The sequence below is a fragment of the Pseudomonas sp. SJZ077 genome, from assembly GCF_007993905.1.
Classification (GTDB): domain Bacteria; phylum Pseudomonadota; class Gammaproteobacteria; order Pseudomonadales; family Pseudomonadaceae; genus Aquipseudomonas; species Aquipseudomonas mandelii.
The window spans coordinates 16,136-34,177 of record NZ_VIUJ01000035.1; the positions used below are offsets into that span (position 1 = coordinate 16,136).

The 18,042-nt window shown below is 59.5% G+C and carries 18 protein-coding genes and 1 pseudogene; 18 read left to right on the forward strand and 1 reads right to left on the reverse strand.

Annotation, left to right across the window (positions count from 1 at the left end; translation table 11 throughout):
• Nucleotides 1-834: a deoxynucleotide monophosphate kinase gene (locus FBY01_RS30780; protein ID WP_145310976.1), complete on the reverse strand. Its 834-nt coding sequence runs from the start codon at nt 832-834 to the stop codon at nt 1-3.
• 101 nt (nt 835-935) lie between these two features.
• On the opposite strand from FBY01_RS30780, the pseudogene FBY01_RS30785 reads away from it, so the two are divergent.
• The 18 genes and pseudogenes from FBY01_RS30785 to FBY01_RS30870 form a co-directional block, all read left to right on the forward strand.
• A pseudogene (locus FBY01_RS30785) lies at nt 936-1,274 on the forward strand (dTMP kinase); the annotation flags it as partial.
• On the forward strand, nt 1,267-2,253 hold the full coding sequence (locus FBY01_RS30790; protein WP_010461847.1) for a DNA polymerase III subunit delta': 987 nt from the start codon (nt 1,267-1,269) through the stop codon (nt 2,251-2,253). The pseudogene FBY01_RS30785 and the gene FBY01_RS30790, both read left to right, overlap by 8 nt.
• 42 nt (nt 2,254-2,295) lie before the next feature.
• A complete protein-coding gene (locus FBY01_RS30795) occupies nt 2,296-2,652 on the forward strand; it encodes a PilZ domain-containing protein (RefSeq protein WP_145310980.1) in 357 nt (118 codons plus the stop codon).
• Between the two features lie 14 nt (nt 2,653-2,666).
• A complete protein-coding gene (locus FBY01_RS30800) occupies nt 2,667-3,452 on the forward strand; it encodes a TatD family hydrolase (protein WP_077747993.1) in 786 nt (261 codons plus the stop codon).
• Between the two features lie 342 nt (nt 3,453-3,794).
• Nucleotides 3,795-4,433: a TetR/AcrR family transcriptional regulator gene (locus tag FBY01_RS30805; RefSeq protein ID WP_008152317.1), complete on the forward strand. Its 639-nt coding sequence runs from the start codon at nt 3,795-3,797 to the stop codon at nt 4,431-4,433.
• A 138-nt stretch (nt 4,434-4,571) separates the two neighbouring features.
• A complete protein-coding gene (locus FBY01_RS30810; RefSeq protein ID WP_010461842.1) occupies nt 4,572-5,540 on the forward strand; it encodes a GTP 3',8-cyclase MoaA in 969 nt (322 codons plus the stop codon).
• A gap of 138 nt (nt 5,541-5,678) precedes the next feature.
• Nucleotides 5,679-6,284, forward strand: coding sequence for a DUF4823 domain-containing protein (locus tag FBY01_RS30815; RefSeq protein WP_010461840.1), 606 nt, complete (start codon nt 5,679-5,681; stop codon nt 6,282-6,284).
• Nucleotides 6,285-6,299: 15 nt separating this feature from the next.
• Nucleotides 6,300-6,860: a DUF1285 domain-containing protein gene (locus FBY01_RS30820; RefSeq protein ID WP_010461838.1), complete on the forward strand. Its 561-nt coding sequence runs from the start codon at nt 6,300-6,302 to the stop codon at nt 6,858-6,860.
• 206 nt (nt 6,861-7,066) lie between these two features.
• Nucleotides 7,067-7,783 carry a FadR/GntR family transcriptional regulator gene (locus FBY01_RS30825; RefSeq protein WP_010461836.1) on the forward strand — a complete coding sequence of 239 codons (717 nt, stop codon included), beginning with the start codon at nt 7,067-7,069 and terminating at the stop codon, nt 7,781-7,783.
• Between the two features lie 36 nt (nt 7,784-7,819).
• The gene (locus FBY01_RS30830; protein ID WP_145310982.1) at nt 7,820-8,695 is read left to right on the forward strand and encodes an SMP-30/gluconolactonase/LRE family protein; all 876 of its coding nucleotides are present in this window, start codon (nt 7,820-7,822) and stop codon (nt 8,693-8,695) included.
• A 197-nt stretch (nt 8,696-8,892) separates the two neighbouring features.
• Nucleotides 8,893-9,711, forward strand: a complete 819-nt coding sequence (locus FBY01_RS30835) for an SDR family oxidoreductase (RefSeq protein ID WP_145310984.1) — start codon at nt 8,893-8,895, stop codon at nt 9,709-9,711.
• Between the two features lie 115 nt (nt 9,712-9,826).
• Nucleotides 9,827-10,831 carry a substrate-binding domain-containing protein gene (locus tag FBY01_RS30840; protein WP_010461828.1) on the forward strand — a complete coding sequence of 335 codons (1,005 nt, stop codon included), beginning with the start codon at nt 9,827-9,829 and terminating at the stop codon, nt 10,829-10,831.
• A 66-nt stretch (nt 10,832-10,897) separates the two neighbouring features.
• Nucleotides 10,898-12,442: an L-arabinose ABC transporter ATP-binding protein AraG gene (araG, locus tag FBY01_RS30845; protein WP_077747990.1), complete on the forward strand. Its 1,545-nt coding sequence runs from the start codon at nt 10,898-10,900 to the stop codon at nt 12,440-12,442.
• A 9-nt stretch (nt 12,443-12,451) separates the two neighbouring features.
• Nucleotides 12,452-13,420: an L-arabinose ABC transporter permease AraH gene (gene araH, locus FBY01_RS30850; RefSeq protein ID WP_010461824.1), complete on the forward strand. Its 969-nt coding sequence runs from the start codon at nt 12,452-12,454 to the stop codon at nt 13,418-13,420.
• 194 nt (nt 13,421-13,614) lie between these two features.
• Nucleotides 13,615-14,328 (forward strand): GntR family transcriptional regulator, encoded by a 714-nt coding sequence (locus FBY01_RS30855; RefSeq protein ID WP_042932288.1) that lies wholly within the window; start codon nt 13,615-13,617, stop codon nt 14,326-14,328.
• Nucleotides 14,325-15,323: an ADP-ribosylglycohydrolase family protein gene (locus FBY01_RS30860; RefSeq protein ID WP_102594681.1), complete on the forward strand. Its 999-nt coding sequence runs from the start codon at nt 14,325-14,327 to the stop codon at nt 15,321-15,323. The genes FBY01_RS30855 and FBY01_RS30860 overlap by 4 nt, the downstream gene beginning before the upstream one ends.
• Before the next feature lie 212 nt (nt 15,324-15,535).
• On the forward strand, nt 15,536-17,002 hold the full coding sequence (locus FBY01_RS30865) for a cytosine permease (protein WP_077747988.1): 1,467 nt from the start codon (nt 15,536-15,538) through the stop codon (nt 17,000-17,002).
• Nucleotides 16,995-17,924, forward strand: a complete 930-nt coding sequence (locus tag FBY01_RS30870) for a PfkB family carbohydrate kinase (protein ID WP_145310986.1) — start codon at nt 16,995-16,997, stop codon at nt 17,922-17,924. The genes FBY01_RS30865 and FBY01_RS30870 overlap by 8 nt, the downstream gene beginning before the upstream one ends.
• Nucleotides 17,925-18,042 lie beyond the last annotated feature (118 nt).

Consider the following 18,042-nt stretch of genomic DNA (forward strand, 5'->3'; position numbering starts at 1 on the left):
TTAACCTCGATCTTGCCTAGTCTTGAGCAGGGTTTTCCAAGCCGTTTCCAACGCTTCTTGATACTCGATCAGGGTGCCATTGTTTTTGATGACAATATCTCCTGCCCGCACTTCAATGCCGAACTCGGATGGGTGGGAGTTAACTGCTTTCGCGTTATCTCTCATGATGTGCAAGATGGCACCATTCAAGTCTCTGATGTATGCAGCTTCATTTTCAAAGCGGATGTCTTTAATGATGACTGTGCTTTTGCCTTCAGTATCAAGAGTCGGCTTGTTGATATAGGCCGTTTCATTGAAGTTTTGAGTGGGCGTAGAAGCTCTTCGCTCAAAGAAGTCAGGGAAGTCTTTAAGAGCTCTGGCTTTGATTAGGTCGATCATTTCGGAAGGCGTCATGTTCCAGAAGCTGTCCGGTTCTTTACCCGCACCTGCACTCCAGCACTGTTCATCGCTGAGGTTGAAAAAGGCCTTGGCGCCAAGGATGAAGGGCAGCTCTGGGTGAGAGAGTTGAGCAGGGGAAAGGGGGGAGATTGCCTCAGGGGCATAGATCTCACGATCCGCTCGCATGAGCCAGTGCAGTGGGTTCTGAGATCTCATCCACTCGGTTCCTACCCGTTGGAAGAATTCCCTCGGGGAAAGCCCCCAGGCATCCACCTTCAGCTCCTTTACGTTATCATCCCAAGTCTGAGCATCGGTCAGATTGAAAAGAGCTTGGCAACCGCGCTTAAGTGGGTCGGCGAGGGCATAGGCAGTCACCTCAGGGTGCTGGAGCAGCATTGCAGCTGCTGTGTCCTTTCCGGATCTCGCTTTCGCAGCCAATCCAACCACTTTCTTCATCGCGCCTATCTCCCTAATTATGTGCAGGTTTTCATCTTGTTTACATTTTTCTTTTTGGCGAGTATAGCATTTTGTTTCCATTTGAGATGATTCCAAAACAAGATTCGACCTATGCCTATCAGGGCGGTGGTCGTGGTTTGTCGCTGGAGCGTATCGCGGCCCTCGAAACCTTTGTGCAGGGCGATTTGCGCCCGGATCTGACGCTGATCTTCGATCTGCCGGTGGAAGTGGGCCTGGCCCGCGCCAGCGCTCGCGGTCGCCTGGATCGTTTTGAACTCGAAGGCCGAACCTTTTTTGATGCCGTGCGCAGTGCGTTCCTCAAGCGCGCTGAAGCTGACCCGGCGCGTTATGTGCGGGTCGATGCCGCTCAGCCGCTGGCACAGGTTCAGCAGTCTCTGGACGCCTTGCTGCCACGCCTGCTGGAGTTGGCCCGTGGCTGAAGCCTATCCGTGGCAGGACAGCCTCTGGCAGCAGTTGGCCGGTCGCAAGCAACATGCGCACGCCTATCTGCTGCATGGCCCGGCCGGGATCGGCAAGCGGGCGCTGGCGGAACGGTTGATGGCCAGTTTGCTGTGCCAGCGTCCGACCGCGCAGGATGCCTGCGGTGAGTGCAAGTCCTGCCTGCTGCTTAAGGCCGGCAGCCACCCCGACAATTACATCCTGGAACCCGAAGAGGCCGACAAGGCGATCAAGGTCGATCAGGTGCGCAATCTGGTCAGTTTCGTGGTCCAGACCGCCCAAATGGGCGGGCGCAAGGTGGTGTTGATCGAGCCGGTCGAGTCGATGAACATCAACGCCGCGAACGCCTTGCTCAAAAGTCTTGAGGAACCGTCCGGCGACACCGTTTTGCTGTTGGTCAGCCACCAGACCAGTCGTCTGCTGCCGACCATCAAGAGCCGCTGCGTACAACAGGCTTGTCCGCTGCCGAGCGAAGCGATGAGTCTTGCCTGGCTGGCCAAGGCCCTGCCGGACAGCTCGGAAGAAGAGCGTATCGAACTGCTGACCCTGGCGGCCGGCTCCCCGCTGGCGGCGGTCAAGTTGCAGGCCCAAGGCGTGCGCGAACAGCGAGCTCTGGTGGTCGAAGGCGTGAAGAAGCTGCTCAAGCAGCAGCAATCGCCGACGCAATTGGCCGAAGAATGGAAAACCGTCCCGCAGTTGCTGTTGTTCGACTGGTTCTGCGACTGGTCGAGTCTGATCCTGCGCTATCAATTGACCCAGGATGAGCAGGGGCTGGGGTTGGCGGACATGCGCAAGGTCATTCAATACCTGGCGCAGAAAACCGCTCAGGATAAAGTCTTGAATATCCAGGACTGGATTCTCGCCCAGCGTCAGAAGGTCATGAGCAAAGCTAACCTCAATCCGGCCTTGTTGCTGGAGGCACTGCTGGTGCAATGGGCATCCTTGCCTACCCAGAAGTGATCGTCTGTGCCTAGACTCTGATCATCAGCAATGGAGGTCAGCATGAATGAAGCCGTCAATCCGGGGCCGCGCAACGGCATTTTGTCCCTGACCATCAAGGACAAGTCCGTGCTTTACGCGGCCTACATGCCGTTCATCAAGAACGGTGGCCTGTTTATCCCGACCAACAAGAGCTACAAGTTGGGCGACGAGGTATTCATGCTGCTGAACCTGATGGATGAGATCGATAAGATCCCGGTAGCCGGCAAGGTTGCCTGGATTACGCCCAACGGTGCGCAGGGCAATCGGGCTGCCGGGGTCGGCGTACAATTCAACGACGGCGACAACACCGCGCGCAGTCGAATCGAAACCCATCTGGCCGGAGCCCTGAAGTCCGACCTTCCCACTCATACGATGTAAGTTGCAGCCCTTTTATGCTCGTAGATTCCCATTGTCACCTCGATCGTCTTGACCTCGCCGCCCACGACGGCTCCCTGGATGCCGCGCTTGATGCGGCCCGGCAGCGCGGGGTAGGGCACTTTTTATGTATCGGCGTCAGCGTTGAAAATGCCGCGGATGTCAAAGCCCTGGCCGAACGTTATGGCGACGTCGACTGTTCAGTGGGCGTGCATCCTCTGGATGTACAGCCGGGTGCCGCTCCGGCGCTGGATTGGTTGTTGCGTGAGCTCAATCACCCCCGTGTCGTGGCCATCGGTGAAACCGGCCTGGATTATCACTACGAGCCGGAAGCGGCAGAGTTGCAGCAGGCATCGTTTCGCTTGCACCTGCAGGCCGCCCAGCAAACAGGCAAACCGGTGATCATCCACACCCGTGGCGCCCGTGCCGATACGTTGAGCTTGCTGCGCGAGGCTGCGTTGCCTCAGGCGGGCGTGTTGCATTGCTTCACGGAAGACTGGGACATGGCCAAGGCTGCGCTGGACATGGGCTATTACATTTCCCTGTCTGGCATTGTCACTTTTCGCAATGCCGATGCGCTACGTGACGTCGCCAGCAAAGTGCCGGCTGATCGATTGCTGGTAGAAACCGACTCGCCGTACCTGGCGCCGATCCCTTATCGCGGCAAACCCAACCTGCCGCAGTACGTGCGCGAGGTGGCGGAGTTTCTGGCAATGTTGCGGGGTGAGGCTTACGAGCGATTTGCCGAACAGACCACTGAAAACTTCAAGCGTCTGTTTCCGCTGGCGCATGTGAAGGGCTGAATCGCAGGCAAAAAAAACCCGGGTTCTGGGGGGTGAATCCGGGTTAAGACCATTAGGAGTAAAACAAAGGCACGCGGTCCATTGGTACCTATATCGACGCGACACTTGGGGGAGATGCCCCGCCGACAGTTCAAGTATTGATCAGTATTGCGCCGAGTCCAGTTTACCGGTCCCGGTTTTTAAACAATTTTGGAATACGGGCGCTTCGGAAGTGTTCTCATCAACAGGCGACCCTGTGTGAAATCATCAAGAAACACAGATATGGTCGGATGATCCGTGCATTTTGGCGCAAGTTAGGCATAATACGCGGCTTCGAATTTTGACCCCTACAGACCTTTTCTTATGCATAAAGAACCTCGTAAGGTCCGTGAGTTTCGTCGCCGCGAGCAAGAAATTCTCGATACCGCGCTCAAGCTGTTCCTCGACCAAGGTGAAGACAGTGTCACCGTCGAGATGATTGCTGATGCCGTCGGTATCGGCAAAGGCACGATCTACAAGCATTTCAAATCCAAGGCGGAGATCTATCTGCGCCTGATGCTCGACTACGAGCGTGATCTGAACGAGCTGTTGCATTCGGCTGATGTCGACAAGGACAAGGAAGCCCTGTCCCGGGCCTACTTCGAATTCCGCATGCGCGATCCGCAACGCTATCGCTTGTTCGATCGCCTGGAAGAGAAGGTGGTCAAGGGCAACCAGGTGCCGGAGATGGTCGAGGAACTGCACAAGATCCGCGCCTCGAACTTCGAACGCCTGACCTTGCTGATCAAGGGCCGGATCAGCGAAGGCAAGCTTGAAGACGTGCCGCCTTACTTCCATTACTGCGCGTCCTGGGCGCTGGTGCACGGTGCCGTGGCGCTGTATCACTCGCCGTTCTGGAGCAATGTGCTGGAAGATCAGGAAGGTTTCTTCCAGTTCCTGATGGATATCGGCGTGCGCATGGGCAACAAGCGCAAGCGCGATACCGACACTCCGAGTAGCTGAACCATTCAGTTGCCTTATTGCGCCATGATTTCTCTATATGGCGCAGTACCTCAGGAATATACTCAGGCATGGGACTTGCTAAAACTTGATTTGTGAGTCAAGTTTTACGCGTTCAAATTCCTTTCGCCGGAGTGCTCCATGATCGTTGACCGTCAAGGCAGGCGTTTCCGCAATCTGCGGATCAGCCTGACCTCAGCCTGCAATTACGCGTGTACCTACTGCGTGCCCAACGGCAAGCGGCTGGTGGCTGCACAGGACGAATTGTCGGCCGACGCCATGGCGCGCGGCGTGGCATATCTGATCGAAGCGGCGGGCATCGAGCGCTTGCGCATCACCGGTGGCGAGCCGCTGGTCAGCCCCAAGCTCGAAGCCTTCATGACGGCCGTCGGCAAGATGGGCCTGGAAGACATCAGCCTGACTACCAATGGTCAGCTGCTGGCGAAAAAGCTGCCGTTGCTGGTAGACGCCGGCATCCGTCGCATCAACGTTTCCCTCGATACCCTGGATGCCAGCGCGTTCCGCAGCATTGCCCGTGGCGGCGACCTGGCGACCGTGCTCGACGGGATGGATCAGGCCAAGGCCGCCGGCCTTAAAATCAAGGTCAACATGGTGCCCCTGCGCGGCCAGAACCTTGATCAAGTGATGCCGCTGCTCGATTACTGCCTGGAGCGTGGCTATGAATTGCGCTTCATCGAGCTGATGCGCATGGGTCATCTGGCCAGCGACAACAACGCTTTCCTGCAACAGTTCGTCAGCCTTCAGCAGTTGCTGAGCCTGATTGGCGAGCGTTACGAGTATTTGCAGGCCGATGCACCCGTAGACGCCACTGCCGTGCGTTACCAAATACCGGGGCTGGGGCACTTCGGCGTGATCGCCAATGAAAGCGTTCCCTTCTGCCGGACTTGTTCACGCCTGCGCCTGTCGTCCACCGGCTGGCTGCATGGCTGTTTATCGTCGAGCAATCGCCACTATGTCGGCGATCTGCTCGACAAGCCGCGCCATCAGGCATTGCCAGCGTTGCAGCGACTTCTGGTGAAAGCCTTGGGGGACAAGCAGGAAGTGGCGTTCTCGGGGGGGGCGACCATCATGAAGATTATTGGCGGCTGATCGGGCCTCATTGTACGAACGCCGCTCCAAGCCTGCTCGCGATTGCTATCTATAAGGCCACAACATCCTTGAGCTGGCGCGGAAGCTGCATCCAATGGCCATTCGCCGGTTTTCCGTCACCGGCCTCTGGAGGGTAGGATGCGTAGCCTGGTTTTGCTGCTGGCCGTTTTGGCGCTTGGTGGCTGCATGAATGTCAGCGATATGGCTGAAGGAACTCGCTACCACATGAGCGATGCAGGGCTGCTGGATCACAGCGACAGTCGTCGGGTGAATAACCTGCGCATTCAGCCGGACTCATTCATCTACATCGCCCAAGGTGCCTTCGCGCCGCCGGGCAGTGCTTATCCGCGACCTAACGTGGTCGCTGAAGAAGCCTTCAACGGCTTTATCGAATATTTCCCGATGGTCCGCCGCGCGCGCGCGCCCGAAGGTCTCGACCAGGCCATGGGTGAAGCCCGCGCCGCCGGTGCCCATTATCTGCTTTACACACGGTTCGCCAAGGCGGATGACCGAATCGGTAACTCGGACGAATGGCTCGATCAGGAATACGTGGATCGCCTGGGCATCGACAGCGGCGTGATTCAGATCATGTTGATCGAGACCAGCACCCAGTATTTGATTGATACTGCACGTATCAAGAGTCGTGGCGGTTTACTGACGTTCCACGATAACAAGCCACAAGACCTCATCGGCCCGCCGCTTGAGCAATACGCGCGCAGCCTGATTGGTCTCAGCGACCAGTAATCCAAGGAGAACGCCATGAGTGGCCCGCAAAAAGCCAACGACTTGTTGGGGCAAATCCCCAAAACCAAAGGCTTGCCGCCGGTCCACCTGTGGAACCCTGATTTCTGTGGCGACATCGACATGCGCATCGCCCGCGACGGCACCTGGTATTACCTGGGGACGCCGATCGGGCGCAAGCCGATGGTCAAATTGTTTTCCACCATCATTCGCCGCGATGGCGATGACTATTTTCTGATCACTCCGGTCGAGAAAGTGGGCATCAAGGTCGATGATGCGCCGTTTGTGGCGATTGCCGTGGACGTGGAAGGCGAGGGCGAAGCCCAGCTTCTGCGCTTCACCACCAACGTCGACGAGACCACGGACGCCGGCACCGAACACCCGATTCGCGTGGTGATCGACCCGGTCACGCAAGAGCCAGCACCCTACGTGCATGTACGCACCAACCTCGAAGCCCTGATCCATCGCAATGTGTTTTACCAACTGGTGGAGTTGGCAGTGACCCGTGAGATCGACGGGCAACGTTGGCTGGGTGTGTGGAGCGGCGGTGAATTCTTCCCCATCGGCCTTGAGCCTTAACGCATAGCACTGTGGGGCGGGCTTGCTCGCGATGAGGCCATAACATCAACCTAGATTGTTACCTGTTACGCCGCCATCGCGATCAGGCTCGCTCCCACATTGGATGTGTGAGTCATCCAAAAAATCAAATTGACACCCAATCATATGATGATTAGCGTGGACACCCATCGCGAACGGCTTTGTGTCGTTCCTGCATCGAGGTGTCCATGTCCAGCAGTTTTCATGCGTCGACCGTCGATTGGCTGGGTTGCTGGATAGCCGCCGGCCAGGTCAAGCCGGGTGAAACCATCAAGGTCGAAGCCGACCTGGGTGAGCAGTTGGGTGTCAGTCGCACGGTCATCCGCGAAGCCATCAAAACCCTGGTCGCCAAAGGCATGCTCGAAGTCGGGCCAAAGGTCGGTACACGGGTATTGCCGGTGCGACGCTGGAACCTCTTCGACCCGCAAGTAGTGGGTTGGCTTTCGCGCAGCGGCTTGCCGGAAAATTTCGTCGACGACTTGCTCGATCTGCGCCGCACCATCGAGCCGATGGCCGTGCGCTGGGCCTGCGAACGCGCGACGGTCGAACAGGTCCAGGCAATCCAGCAGGCCTATAACGCGTTGGAACGGGCGGTGGACAGCGGCGTCGATTACAACCGCGCCGACCAGGTCTTCCACGAGTGCATACTCGCCGCCAGCCACAACCAGTTCATCGAACAAATGGTCCCGGCCCTTGGCGCGTTGTTGGCGGTGTCGTTCGAAGTGTCCGCCGCCGACCCGGACGAATTGCGCCGCACGCTGCCGATTCACAAAGACATGGCCGACGCCATCGCCGCACGGGATGCCGCGCGGGGTGTCTGGGCCTGCATGACCCTGATCGATAACGCGGACCTGGCGATCAAACGCTTTTATCCAAAAGTCATGGCCGACAAAAAAGCCGGCTGAGAGGCTTGCGCCACATAAAAAACAACAGGAGGTTTCATGACGTGGAATGCGGTTACCGGACACCGTGCGCAACTCGGTGAAGGTCCGTTCTGGGATGTGCCGACCCAGGCGCTGTATTGGGTGGACATCGCCGGCAAGCAAGCCCTGCGGCTGATCGGCGCCAACGTGCAAATCTGGAAAATGCCGGAACACGTGTCCGCGTTTATCCCCTGTGAAAGCGGCGATGCGCTCGTGACGTTGAGCAGCGGCGTCTATCGGCTGGACCTTGATTCACCAGGGCTTGAACCGCGCCTGACCTTGCTCTGCGTCGCCGACCCGCAACCCGGCAACCGCGCCAACGAAGCCCGCTGCGATGCACAGGGTCGGCTCTGGCTTGGCACCATGCAGAACAACATCGGTGAAAATGGCGAAGACCTGCCCATTGTGCGTCGCTCCGGCGGCCTGTTTCGCATCGACCGCGACGCCCGGGTCACGCCGCTGCTTCGCGGGCTGGGCATTCCCAACACGTTGCTGTGGAGCGAGGACGAGACCACGCTGTTTTTCGCCGACAGCATGGACAAAACCTTGTACCGCCATTTCGTCCACACCGATGGCAACCTGGACACCGCGTATGTCTGGTTCGGTCCCCACGATCGGGGCGGCCCCGATGGCTCGGCGATGGATGCCGAGGGTTTCATCTGGAACGCCCGCTGGGACGGTAGCTGCCTGATCAGGCTAACCCCGGATGGCTATGTCGACCGCGTGATCGAATTGCCGGTCAGCCGCCCCACCAGTTGCGTGTTCGGCGGCGAAGACTTGAAAACCCTGTACATCACCAGCGCCGCGAGCCCGCTCAACCACCCGCTGGACGGCGCGCTGCTGTCGATTCGCGTCGATGTACCCGGAAAAACCTGCACCCGCTTTGCTGGATGAAATCCCAAAATATGGGATGTAAAATTATATATTGAGATTATTTGGTGGTCGGGTTTATAGTCGGCCATCAGTTACACGCACTCACACTTAAAAAAACAAAACAGGTGAAGTGATGCAGCGATTTTCCAAAAGGACTTTTGACCGGACATCGACAGATGCCCGGCTTTTGTCGTCCCTGAAAAAAGGGGGCTTGATCCATGGCTGAGCCTCTTTCCTTGCCCGCCGTGCCCGAACCGCCCAAAGGCGAGCGCCTGAAAAACAAGGTCGTGCTGCTGACCGGCGCTGCGCAGGGCATCGGCGAGGCCATCGTCGCCACGTTCGCGTCGCAGCAGGCCAAACTGATCATCAGTGATATTCAGGCCGAAAAAGTCGAGAAAGTCGCGGCGCACTGGCGGGACAAAGGCTTCGATGTCCAGGCCATCAAGGCCGACGTCTCCCGGCAGCAAGATCTGCACGCGATGGCCAGGTTGGCCGTCGAGCGTCACGGCCGGATCGACGTATTGGTCAACTGCGCTGGGGTCAACGTATTCCGCGATCCACTGGAAATGACCGAAGAAGACTGGCATCGCTGCTTCGCCATCGACCTCGACGGCGCGTGGTATGGCTGCAAAGCCGTGCTGCCGCAAATGATCGAGCAGGGCATCGGCAGCATCATCAACATCGCTTCGACCCATTCCACCCACATCATCCCGGGCTGCTTTCCGTACCCGGTGGCCAAGCACGGCTTGCTCGGGCTGACCCGCGCGCTGGGCATCGAATACGCGCCAAAGGGCGTTCGCGTGAATGCGATCGCGCCGGGCTACATCGAAACCCAATTGAACGTCGATTACTGGAACGGTTTTGCCGACCCCCAGGCCGAACGTCAGAGGGCATTCGACCTGCATCCGCCGCGACGTATCGGGCAACCGATGGAAGTGGCCATGACGGCCGTCTTCCTGGCCAGCGATGAAGCACCGTTCATCAATGCTTCATGCATCACCATCGATGGTGGACGCTCGGTCATGTATCACGACTGAGCAAAACGGCTTTCAGACGCGGAGTTCCGTCTGAAATCCAATCATCATACGATATGACTATTTGCAGTACCGGCTTTCAAAATAACGCTCAAAAAAAATAACAAGGAGTCAGCTTATGAATCGTCGTCGTGGGATCCGTTCCCTGTGCTGTGCCGCTTTGGCGGTCACTGCGGTCAGCTTGAGCAGCACGCTGCTGGCGGCCGAGGAAGTGAAAATCGGCTTCCTGGTCAAGCAGGCGGAAGAGCCCTGGTTCCAGACCGAATGGGCATTCGCCGAAAAGGCCGGGAAAGACAAGGGCTTCACTGTCATCAAGATCGCCGTGCCTGACGGCGAGAAAACCCTCTCGGCCATCGACAGCCTCGCAGCCAATGGTGCCAAGGGCTTCGTGATCTGCCCGCCGGACGTCTCCCTTGGCCCGGCCATCATGGCCAAGGCCAAGCTCAATGGTATGAAAGTCATCGCTGTCGATGACCGTTTCGTCGATGCCAATGGCAAGTTCATGGAAGACGTTCCTTACCTCGGCATGGCCGCATTCGAAGTCGGCCAGAAGCAGGGCGCGGCAATGGCCACCGAAGCGAAAAAACGCGGCTGGGACTGGAAAGAAACCTATGCGGTGATCAACACCTTCAATGAACTCGACACCGGCAAAAAGCGCACCGACGGTTCGGTCAAAGCGCTGGAAGATGCCGGAATGCCGAAAGACCACATCCTGTTCTCGGCGCTGAAAACCCTCGACGTACCGGGCAGCATGGACGCCACCAACTCGGCCCTGGTGAAACTGCCGGGCGCGGCGAAAAACCTGATCATCGGCGGCATGAACGACAACACCGTACTGGGCGGCGTGCGCGCCACCGAAAGCGCCGGGTTTGCCGCAGCCAACGTGATCGGCATCGGCATCAACGGCACCGATGCTATCGGCGAGCTGAAGAAAGCCAACAGCGGTTTCTTCGGCTCGATGCTGCCGAGCCCGCACATCGAAGGCTACAACACCGCCAGCATGATGTTCGAGTGGGTCACCACCGGCAAAGAACCACCGAAGTACACCGCGATGGACGACGTGACGCTGATCACTCGCGAGAACTTCAAGCAGGAACTGGAAAAGATCGGCCTGTGGAACTGAGGGCTGGTTGATTTCATCGGCGGCCCTGGCGACGGGGCCGCCTGATCTGTGTGATGAGGTGGTTTTATGCACGCGCAAGTACAGACACATGAGCACAGCGTCGGCGGCAGCCTGCGCTTCAACGGGATCGGCAAGACGTTTCCCGGGGTGAAGGCGCTGGATGGCATCAGTTTCGTCGCTCATCCGGGGCAGGTTCATGCCTTGATGGGCGAGAACGGCGCCGGCAAATCGACCCTGCTGAAAATCCTCGGCGGTGCTTACACGCCGAGCAGCGGCGACCTGCAGATCGGCGAGCAGACGATGGTCTTCAAGTCCACCGCCGACAGCATCGCCAGTCGGGTGGCGGTGATCCACCAAGAGCTGCATCTGGTCCCGGAAATGACCGTGGCGGAGAACCTGTTCCTCGGTCATCTGCCGGCCAGTTTCGGCCTGATCAATCGAGGCGCACTGCGCCAGCAAGCGTTGGCCTGCCTCAAAGGCCTGGCCGATGAAATCGACCCGCAAGAGAAAGTCGGGCGCCTGTCCCTCGGTCAGCGACAGCTGGTGGAGATTGCGAAGGCGTTGTCCCGTGGCGCGCATGTGATTGCCTTCGACGAACCCACCAGCAGCCTGTCGGCGCGGGAAATCGATCGCTTGATGGCGATCATCGGGCGTCTGCGCGACGAAGGCAAAGTGGTGCTTTACGTGTCCCATCGCATGGAAGAAGTGTTCCGCATCTGCAACGCGGTGACGGTGTTCAAGGACGGCCGCTACGTGCGCACGTTCGAGGACATGAGCGAACTGACCCACGACCAGTTGGTGACGTGCATGGTCGGGCGCGACATTCAGGATATCTACGATTACCGCAGCCGCCAGCGGGGCGCCGTGGCGCTCAAGGTTGACGGTTTACTCGGGCCGGGACTGCGTGAACCCGTGAGTTTCGAGGTGCACAAGGGCGAGATTCTCGGGCTGTTCGGCCTGGTGGGCGCGGGGCGTACCGAGCTGTTCCGGATACTCAGCGGGCTGACGCGCAACACCGCCGGACGCCTGGAGCTTCGTGGTCATGAGGTGAAACTGCGTTCCCCCCGCGATGCCATCGCGGCCGGGATTCTGCTGTGTCCCGAAGATCGCAAGAAGGAGGGCATCCTGCCGCTCGCCAGCGTCGCCGAGAACATCAACATCAGCGCGCGCGGCGCCCATTCCACGTTCGGTTGCCTGTTGCGCGGCTTGTGGGAAAAGGGCAACGCCGACAAGCAGATCAAGGCGCTGAAAGTGAAGACGCCGAGCGCCGAGCAGAAAATCATGTACCTGTCCGGCGGCAATCAGCAGAAGGCCATTCTCGGCCGCTGGCTGTCGATGCCGATGAAAGTCCTGTTGCTCGATGAACCGACGCGCGGCATCGATATCGGCGCGAAAGCCGAGATCTACCAGATCATCCATAACCTGGCTGCCAGCGGCATCGCGGTGATCGTGGTGTCCAGCGACCTGATGGAAGTGATGGGTATTTCCGACCGCATCCTGGTGCTCTGCGAAGGCGCGATGCGCGGCGAGTTGTCTCGCGCAGAGGCCAATGAATCCAACCTGCTGCAACTGGCTTTGCCGCGCCAACGTGCTGACGGCGTGGCGAACTGAGAGGTGACTATGACCATCCAAAACAACGCTCTGCCCACTGCACGCAAACCACTGGACCTGCGGCGCTTTCTCGACGACTGGGTGATGCTGCTGGCGGCAGTCGGCATCTTCGTGCTGTGCACGCTGCTGATCGACAACTTCCTGTCGCCGCTGAACATGCGCGGCCTGGGCCTGGCGATTTCGACAACTGGCATCGCGGCCTGCACCATGTTGTATTGCCTGGCGTCCGGGCATTTCGATTTGTCGGTGGGCTCGGTGATTGCCTGTGCCGGCGTGGTCGCGGCGGTGGTGATGCGCGACACCGACAGTGTGTTTCTCGGCGTGAGTGCGGCGCTGGTGATGGGGCTGATTGTCGGGCTGATCAACGGCATCGTCATCGCCAAGCTGCGTGTCAACGCGTTGATCACCACCCTGGCGACCATGCAGATCGTTCGTGGCCTGGCTTACATTTTTGCCAATGGCAAAGCGGTCGGCGTGTCGCAGGAGTCGTTCTTCGTTTTCGGTAACGGCCAGTTGTTTGGCGTGCCGGTGCCGATCCTGATCACCATCGTGTGTTTCCTGTTTTTCGGCTGGCTGCTGAATTACACCACCTACGGGCGCAACACCATGGCCATCGGCGGCAACCAGGAAGCGGCGTTGCTGGCCGGGGTGAACGTTGACCGGACCAAGATCATCATCTTTGCCGTGCACGGTGTGATTGGTGCGTTGGCCGGGGTGATTCTGGCGTCGCGGATGACCTCCGGGCAGCCGATGATTGGCCAAGGGTTTGAGTTGACGGTGATCTCGGCGTGCGTGCTGGGCGGGGTGTCGTTGAGCGGCGGGATCGGCATGATCCGGCATGTGATTGCCGGGGTGTTGATTCTGGCGATCATTGAGAATGCGATGAACCTGAAGAACATCGACACGTTCTATCAATACGTGATTCGCGGTTCGATCTTGCTGTTGGCCGTCGTGATTGATCGTCTCAAACAACGTTAACTTCGCTTTTTGGCGAGGGAGCTTGCTCCCGCTGGGCTGCGCAGCGGCCCCAAAATCACTATTTTGATTCAGGATTTTGCGAGTGCTGCGCACTCGAGCGCTAGCAAGCTCCCTCGCCACAGTGATTACTCCTTCCGTCACCTCCCTTAAATAGTCCTTGCCCACACCATCGCGTTTCGGTTATCACTTTGTACATGATTAGACAGGTACGATTTGACAAGAAACAACGGGTGGTCGACGAACTCATCCGGCGGATTGAAAGCGGCCTCATGGAGGACGGCTTTCTGTTGCCGGGCGAGCATCAATTGGCTCAAGAATTCAAAGTCAGCCGCGGCACGCTGCGTGAGGCCCTTGCCGAGTTGAAACGACGCAACTACATCGCGACCCAAAGCGGCGTCGGCTCCATCGTCACCTTCGACGGTGTGGTGCTCGATCAACGCAGCGGCTGGGCGCAAGCGCTCGCCGACAGCGGGGCGCTGATCAATACCGAAGTGCTGCGGCTGGAGGCCGTCACGCGGCCTGATTTGCTGCCGCGCTTCGGCACCGACCAATTCATCACCCTCGACCGGCGCCGTCGCTCCACCGATGGCAAGCTGGTGTCCCTCGAACGCTCATTGATGCCCGCCACCGGAGGCCTGGAAAGCCTGCCACGGGTCGGCCTGATCGACAATTCCCTGACCATCACCCTGGCCGCCTACGGCTACATCGGTGAACGCGGCGATCAATGGATCGGCGCAGAACCCTTGAACGCCGAAGACGCCGCGTTGCTCGGTCGTCCGGTCGGCACCGTCTTCCTCAAAGCCTTGCGCACCACCTACGACCGGCAAAACCGTTTCATGGAACAGGTCGAAAGCCTGCTCGATCCGGTGCATTTTCGTCTGCACCTGCAGTTTGGAGAGTCGAAATGACCGCGCTCGACCGTGCGCTCGGCGCGTTCTATGGACTGGCCCTGGGCGATGCGCTGGGCATGCCGACGCAATCCCTGAGCCGCGCCGAGATCACGGCGCGCTTCGGTGCGATCACTGATCTGCAAGACGCCGGCCCCGATCAACCGATTGCCGCCAACATGCCCAAGGGCTCGATTACCGACGACACCGAACAGGCGATTCTGGTCGGTCAATTGTTGGTGGCCGGTGAGGGCCGGATCGAACCGGCCGTGCTCGCTCAGCGGCTGATCGAATGGGAGGCCGGAATGCAGGCCAAGGGTTCGCAAGACTTACTCGGCCCTTCGACCAAGCGCGCAATCGAAATGATCCTCGCTGGCCACTCGCCGGAAGAAGCGGGGCGCTACGGCACCACCAACGGCGCGGCGATGCGCATCACGCCGGTCGGTATCGCCACGGATGTCGCCCAGCCTGAACGTTTTATAAGCGCCGTCGTGCAGGCCTGCCAGGTCACCCACAACACCACGCTGGGGATTTCCAGTGCGGCGGCGGTGGCGGCAGTGGTTTCGGCCGGCATCAACGGCATGGACCTGGGCGAGGCGTTGAACCTCGGTCAGCAGATCGCCCAACAAGCCGAAAGTCATGGCCACTGGGTGGCGGGCGGACGGATTGCCTCGCGCATCAGCTGGGCGCGGACCATCAGCGTCGACAGTGACAAAGCGTTGCTGGCGGATTTGCTGTACGACGTGATCGGCACGTCGGTGGCTTCGCAGGAATCGGTCGTGGTCTCGTTTGCCCTGGCGCAACAAGTGGCCGTTGGTGAAATGAACGCCTTCGAAGCGCTGTGCATGGCCGCGAGCCTGGGCGGTGACACCGATACCATCGCGGCGATACTGGGCGCGATGCTCGGGGCCTGCCTGGGGCTTGGGAGTTGGCCGGTGGCGATGATCGAACAGGTCAAAGCCGTTAATGATCTGGAGCTGGAACCTTTGGTAAAAGGGCTTCTGGCCTTGCGCTGACTGACCTGGCCTCTTCGCGAGCAGGCTCGCTCCCACAGGTACCGTGCGGCTTGCATTATCCCTGTGGAAGCGAGCCTGCTCGCGATGGGCGCACCACCTATTCGAATTGATAACCCCGCAATGGAAAGCACGAATACGGCCAGGATCGCCGGGATGTAGTTTCGTCTTCCGTCATTGCCCACAACCACAACAAAGGCAACAGGAGCATTTTCATGAGTTCATCGAACGCCGGGCAAAGCGCCGGGCAACTGGAAACCCGCGGCATCGAACCGGTGCCGGAAGCGGAGTGCAACGGTCACCCGCTTCAACTGTTCTGGGTCTGGTTCGCGGCTAACATTTCCATTCTCGGCCTGCCGCTAGGTGCCACGCTGGTGGCGTTTCGCGGGTTGGCGATCTGGCAGGCGATCATCGTTGCGATCCTCGGCGCCGCCGGTTCTTTCGCGGTGGTCGGGATCATCTCCATCGCTGGTCGTCGTGGTCGTGCACCGAGCCTGACGCTGTCGCGCGCGATCTTCGGGGTGCGCGGCAACATCGGCCCGACTCTGGTTTCGCTGATGTCGCGGCTGGGCTGGGAAACCGTCAACACCACCACCGCCGCCTTCGTGCTGCTGTCGCTGTGCTCAATCCTGTTCGGTTCGCCGGTGGAGGCCAAAAGCGCACCGGTGTTGACCCTGGTCTTCATCGCGATTTTCGTGCTGCTGACTTTGTCGGTGTCCGGCCTTGGTCACGCTACTTTGCTGGTGATCCAGAAGTGGGCGACTTATGTGTTCGGTGCGCTGAACATTCTGGTCGGCGGCTTCCTCTGCGCCACCATCGACTGGAGCGCGGTGTTCAACGCCACGCCTGCGCCTTTGAGCGCGATGATCATCGGCATCGGCACCATGGCCGCCGGCACCGGGATCGGCTGGGCCAACGCCGGTGCCGACATGTCGCGCTATCAGCATCGCAGCGTCAAAGCCGTGCGTCTGGTCGCGTCGGCGGCCTTTGGTGCGGGGATTCCGCTGGTGCTGCTGATCACCCTCGGCGGCCTGCTGTCGGTGGGCAACAACGACCTGGCCTCGGCCACCGACCCGATCATCGCTATCCGCGACATGCTGCCGACCTGGATGGCCGTGCCGTACCTGATCACCGCGTTCGGCGGGCTGCTGCTGTCGAACAACCTGTCGGTGTACTCCGCCGGCCTGACCACGCTGACCCTCGGCTTGAAGGTCAAGCGCGTCTACGCCGTGGTGGTCGACATCGTCGCGATCTTCGCCGGTTCGATCTACTTCATGCTGATCGCCGACAGTTTCTATGGCCCGTTCATTACCTTCATTTCGCTGCTGGCGGTGCCGATCACGGCGTGGGTCGGGATCTTCGTCGTTGACCTGATACATCGTCATTACTACAGCCCCAAAGACTTGCTGGACGTCAGCCCGAGCAGTGCCTACTGGTACAACGGCGGTATCGAATGGCGCGCGTTTGGCGCGTGGGCGCTGGCGATCGTGCTGGGCTTCAGCTTCACCACCATTGGCACCACAGAACAAAACGTCTGGTTCCGCGGTTTTCTTTCGGATTCGTGGCTGGGCCATAACGGCCTGGGCTGGATCGTGACGTTCCTGGTGGCCGGCGGGATTTATTTTGTACTCGGTGGGGCCAGGGATCGTCGTGCCGCAATGACCGAGAACGCTCATGCCTAGATTGCTGCACACCGGCCAAGTCATCATCGACCTGGTCATGGCCGTGGACAAACTGCCGCAACCGGGCGGCGATGTGCTGGCGCAATCCGCCAGTTTCGAAGCCGGCGGAGGGTTCAACGTGATGTCCGCCGCCGCGCGTAACGGGCTGCCGGTGGTCTACCTCGGTCGTCATGGCACCGGTCGTTTCGGCGACCTGGCCCGTGAGGCGATGAAGGTTGAAGGCATTCGGATCGGCATCGCACACAAGGCCGAACGGGATACGGGGTTGTGCGTTGCGGTGACCGATGCCTCGGCTGAGCGCAGTTTCATTTCCTACATCGGCGCCGAGGGCGAATTGACCACCGAGGACCTGGCGAGCGTGCCGGCCGAGGCGGGTGACTACGTGTATGTCAGTGGCTACAGCCTGTTGCATGTCGGCAAGGCCCAGGCGCTGCTGGATTGGGTGCTGGGTTTGCCGAAAGTGATCAACGTGGTGTTCGATCCCGGCCCGTTGGTGGACTCGCCGGACGCGCCATTGATGCAGGCGTTGTTGCCGCGCATTGATCTGTGGACCAGCAACAGTGTCGAGGCGCTGCGGTTTACCGGGGCGGCGGACATTGCCGAGGCGCTGGACAGGCTCACCGATCACCTGCCGGCCGAGGTGTTGATGGTGGTGCGCGATGGGCCGCAAGGGTGCTGGATCAGTCAGCGCGGCGAGCGAGAGCATCTGCCCGGTTTCAAGGTTGAGGCGGTAGACAGCAATGGTGCTGGCGATGCCCATGCCGGGGTGTTTCTGGCCGGGTTGGCGCGAGGGTTGTCGGCGAGTGAAGCGGCGCGGCGGGCGAATGCGGCGGCGGCGCTGGCAGTCACTCGGTGGGGGCCGGCGACTTCGCCTGGGACTGCTGAGGTGGATGCGTTAATCAGGAAGACTTTCGGCGCCTGACATAATGCTTTCGCGGGCAAGCGTGATCTGGCCTAATAATTCCGGACACCTCTTAAGGGCGATATGATTTCGCCAATTTGGAGGTTCCATGAAAGAAAGAAGAGTCTTTTCCCGCGAG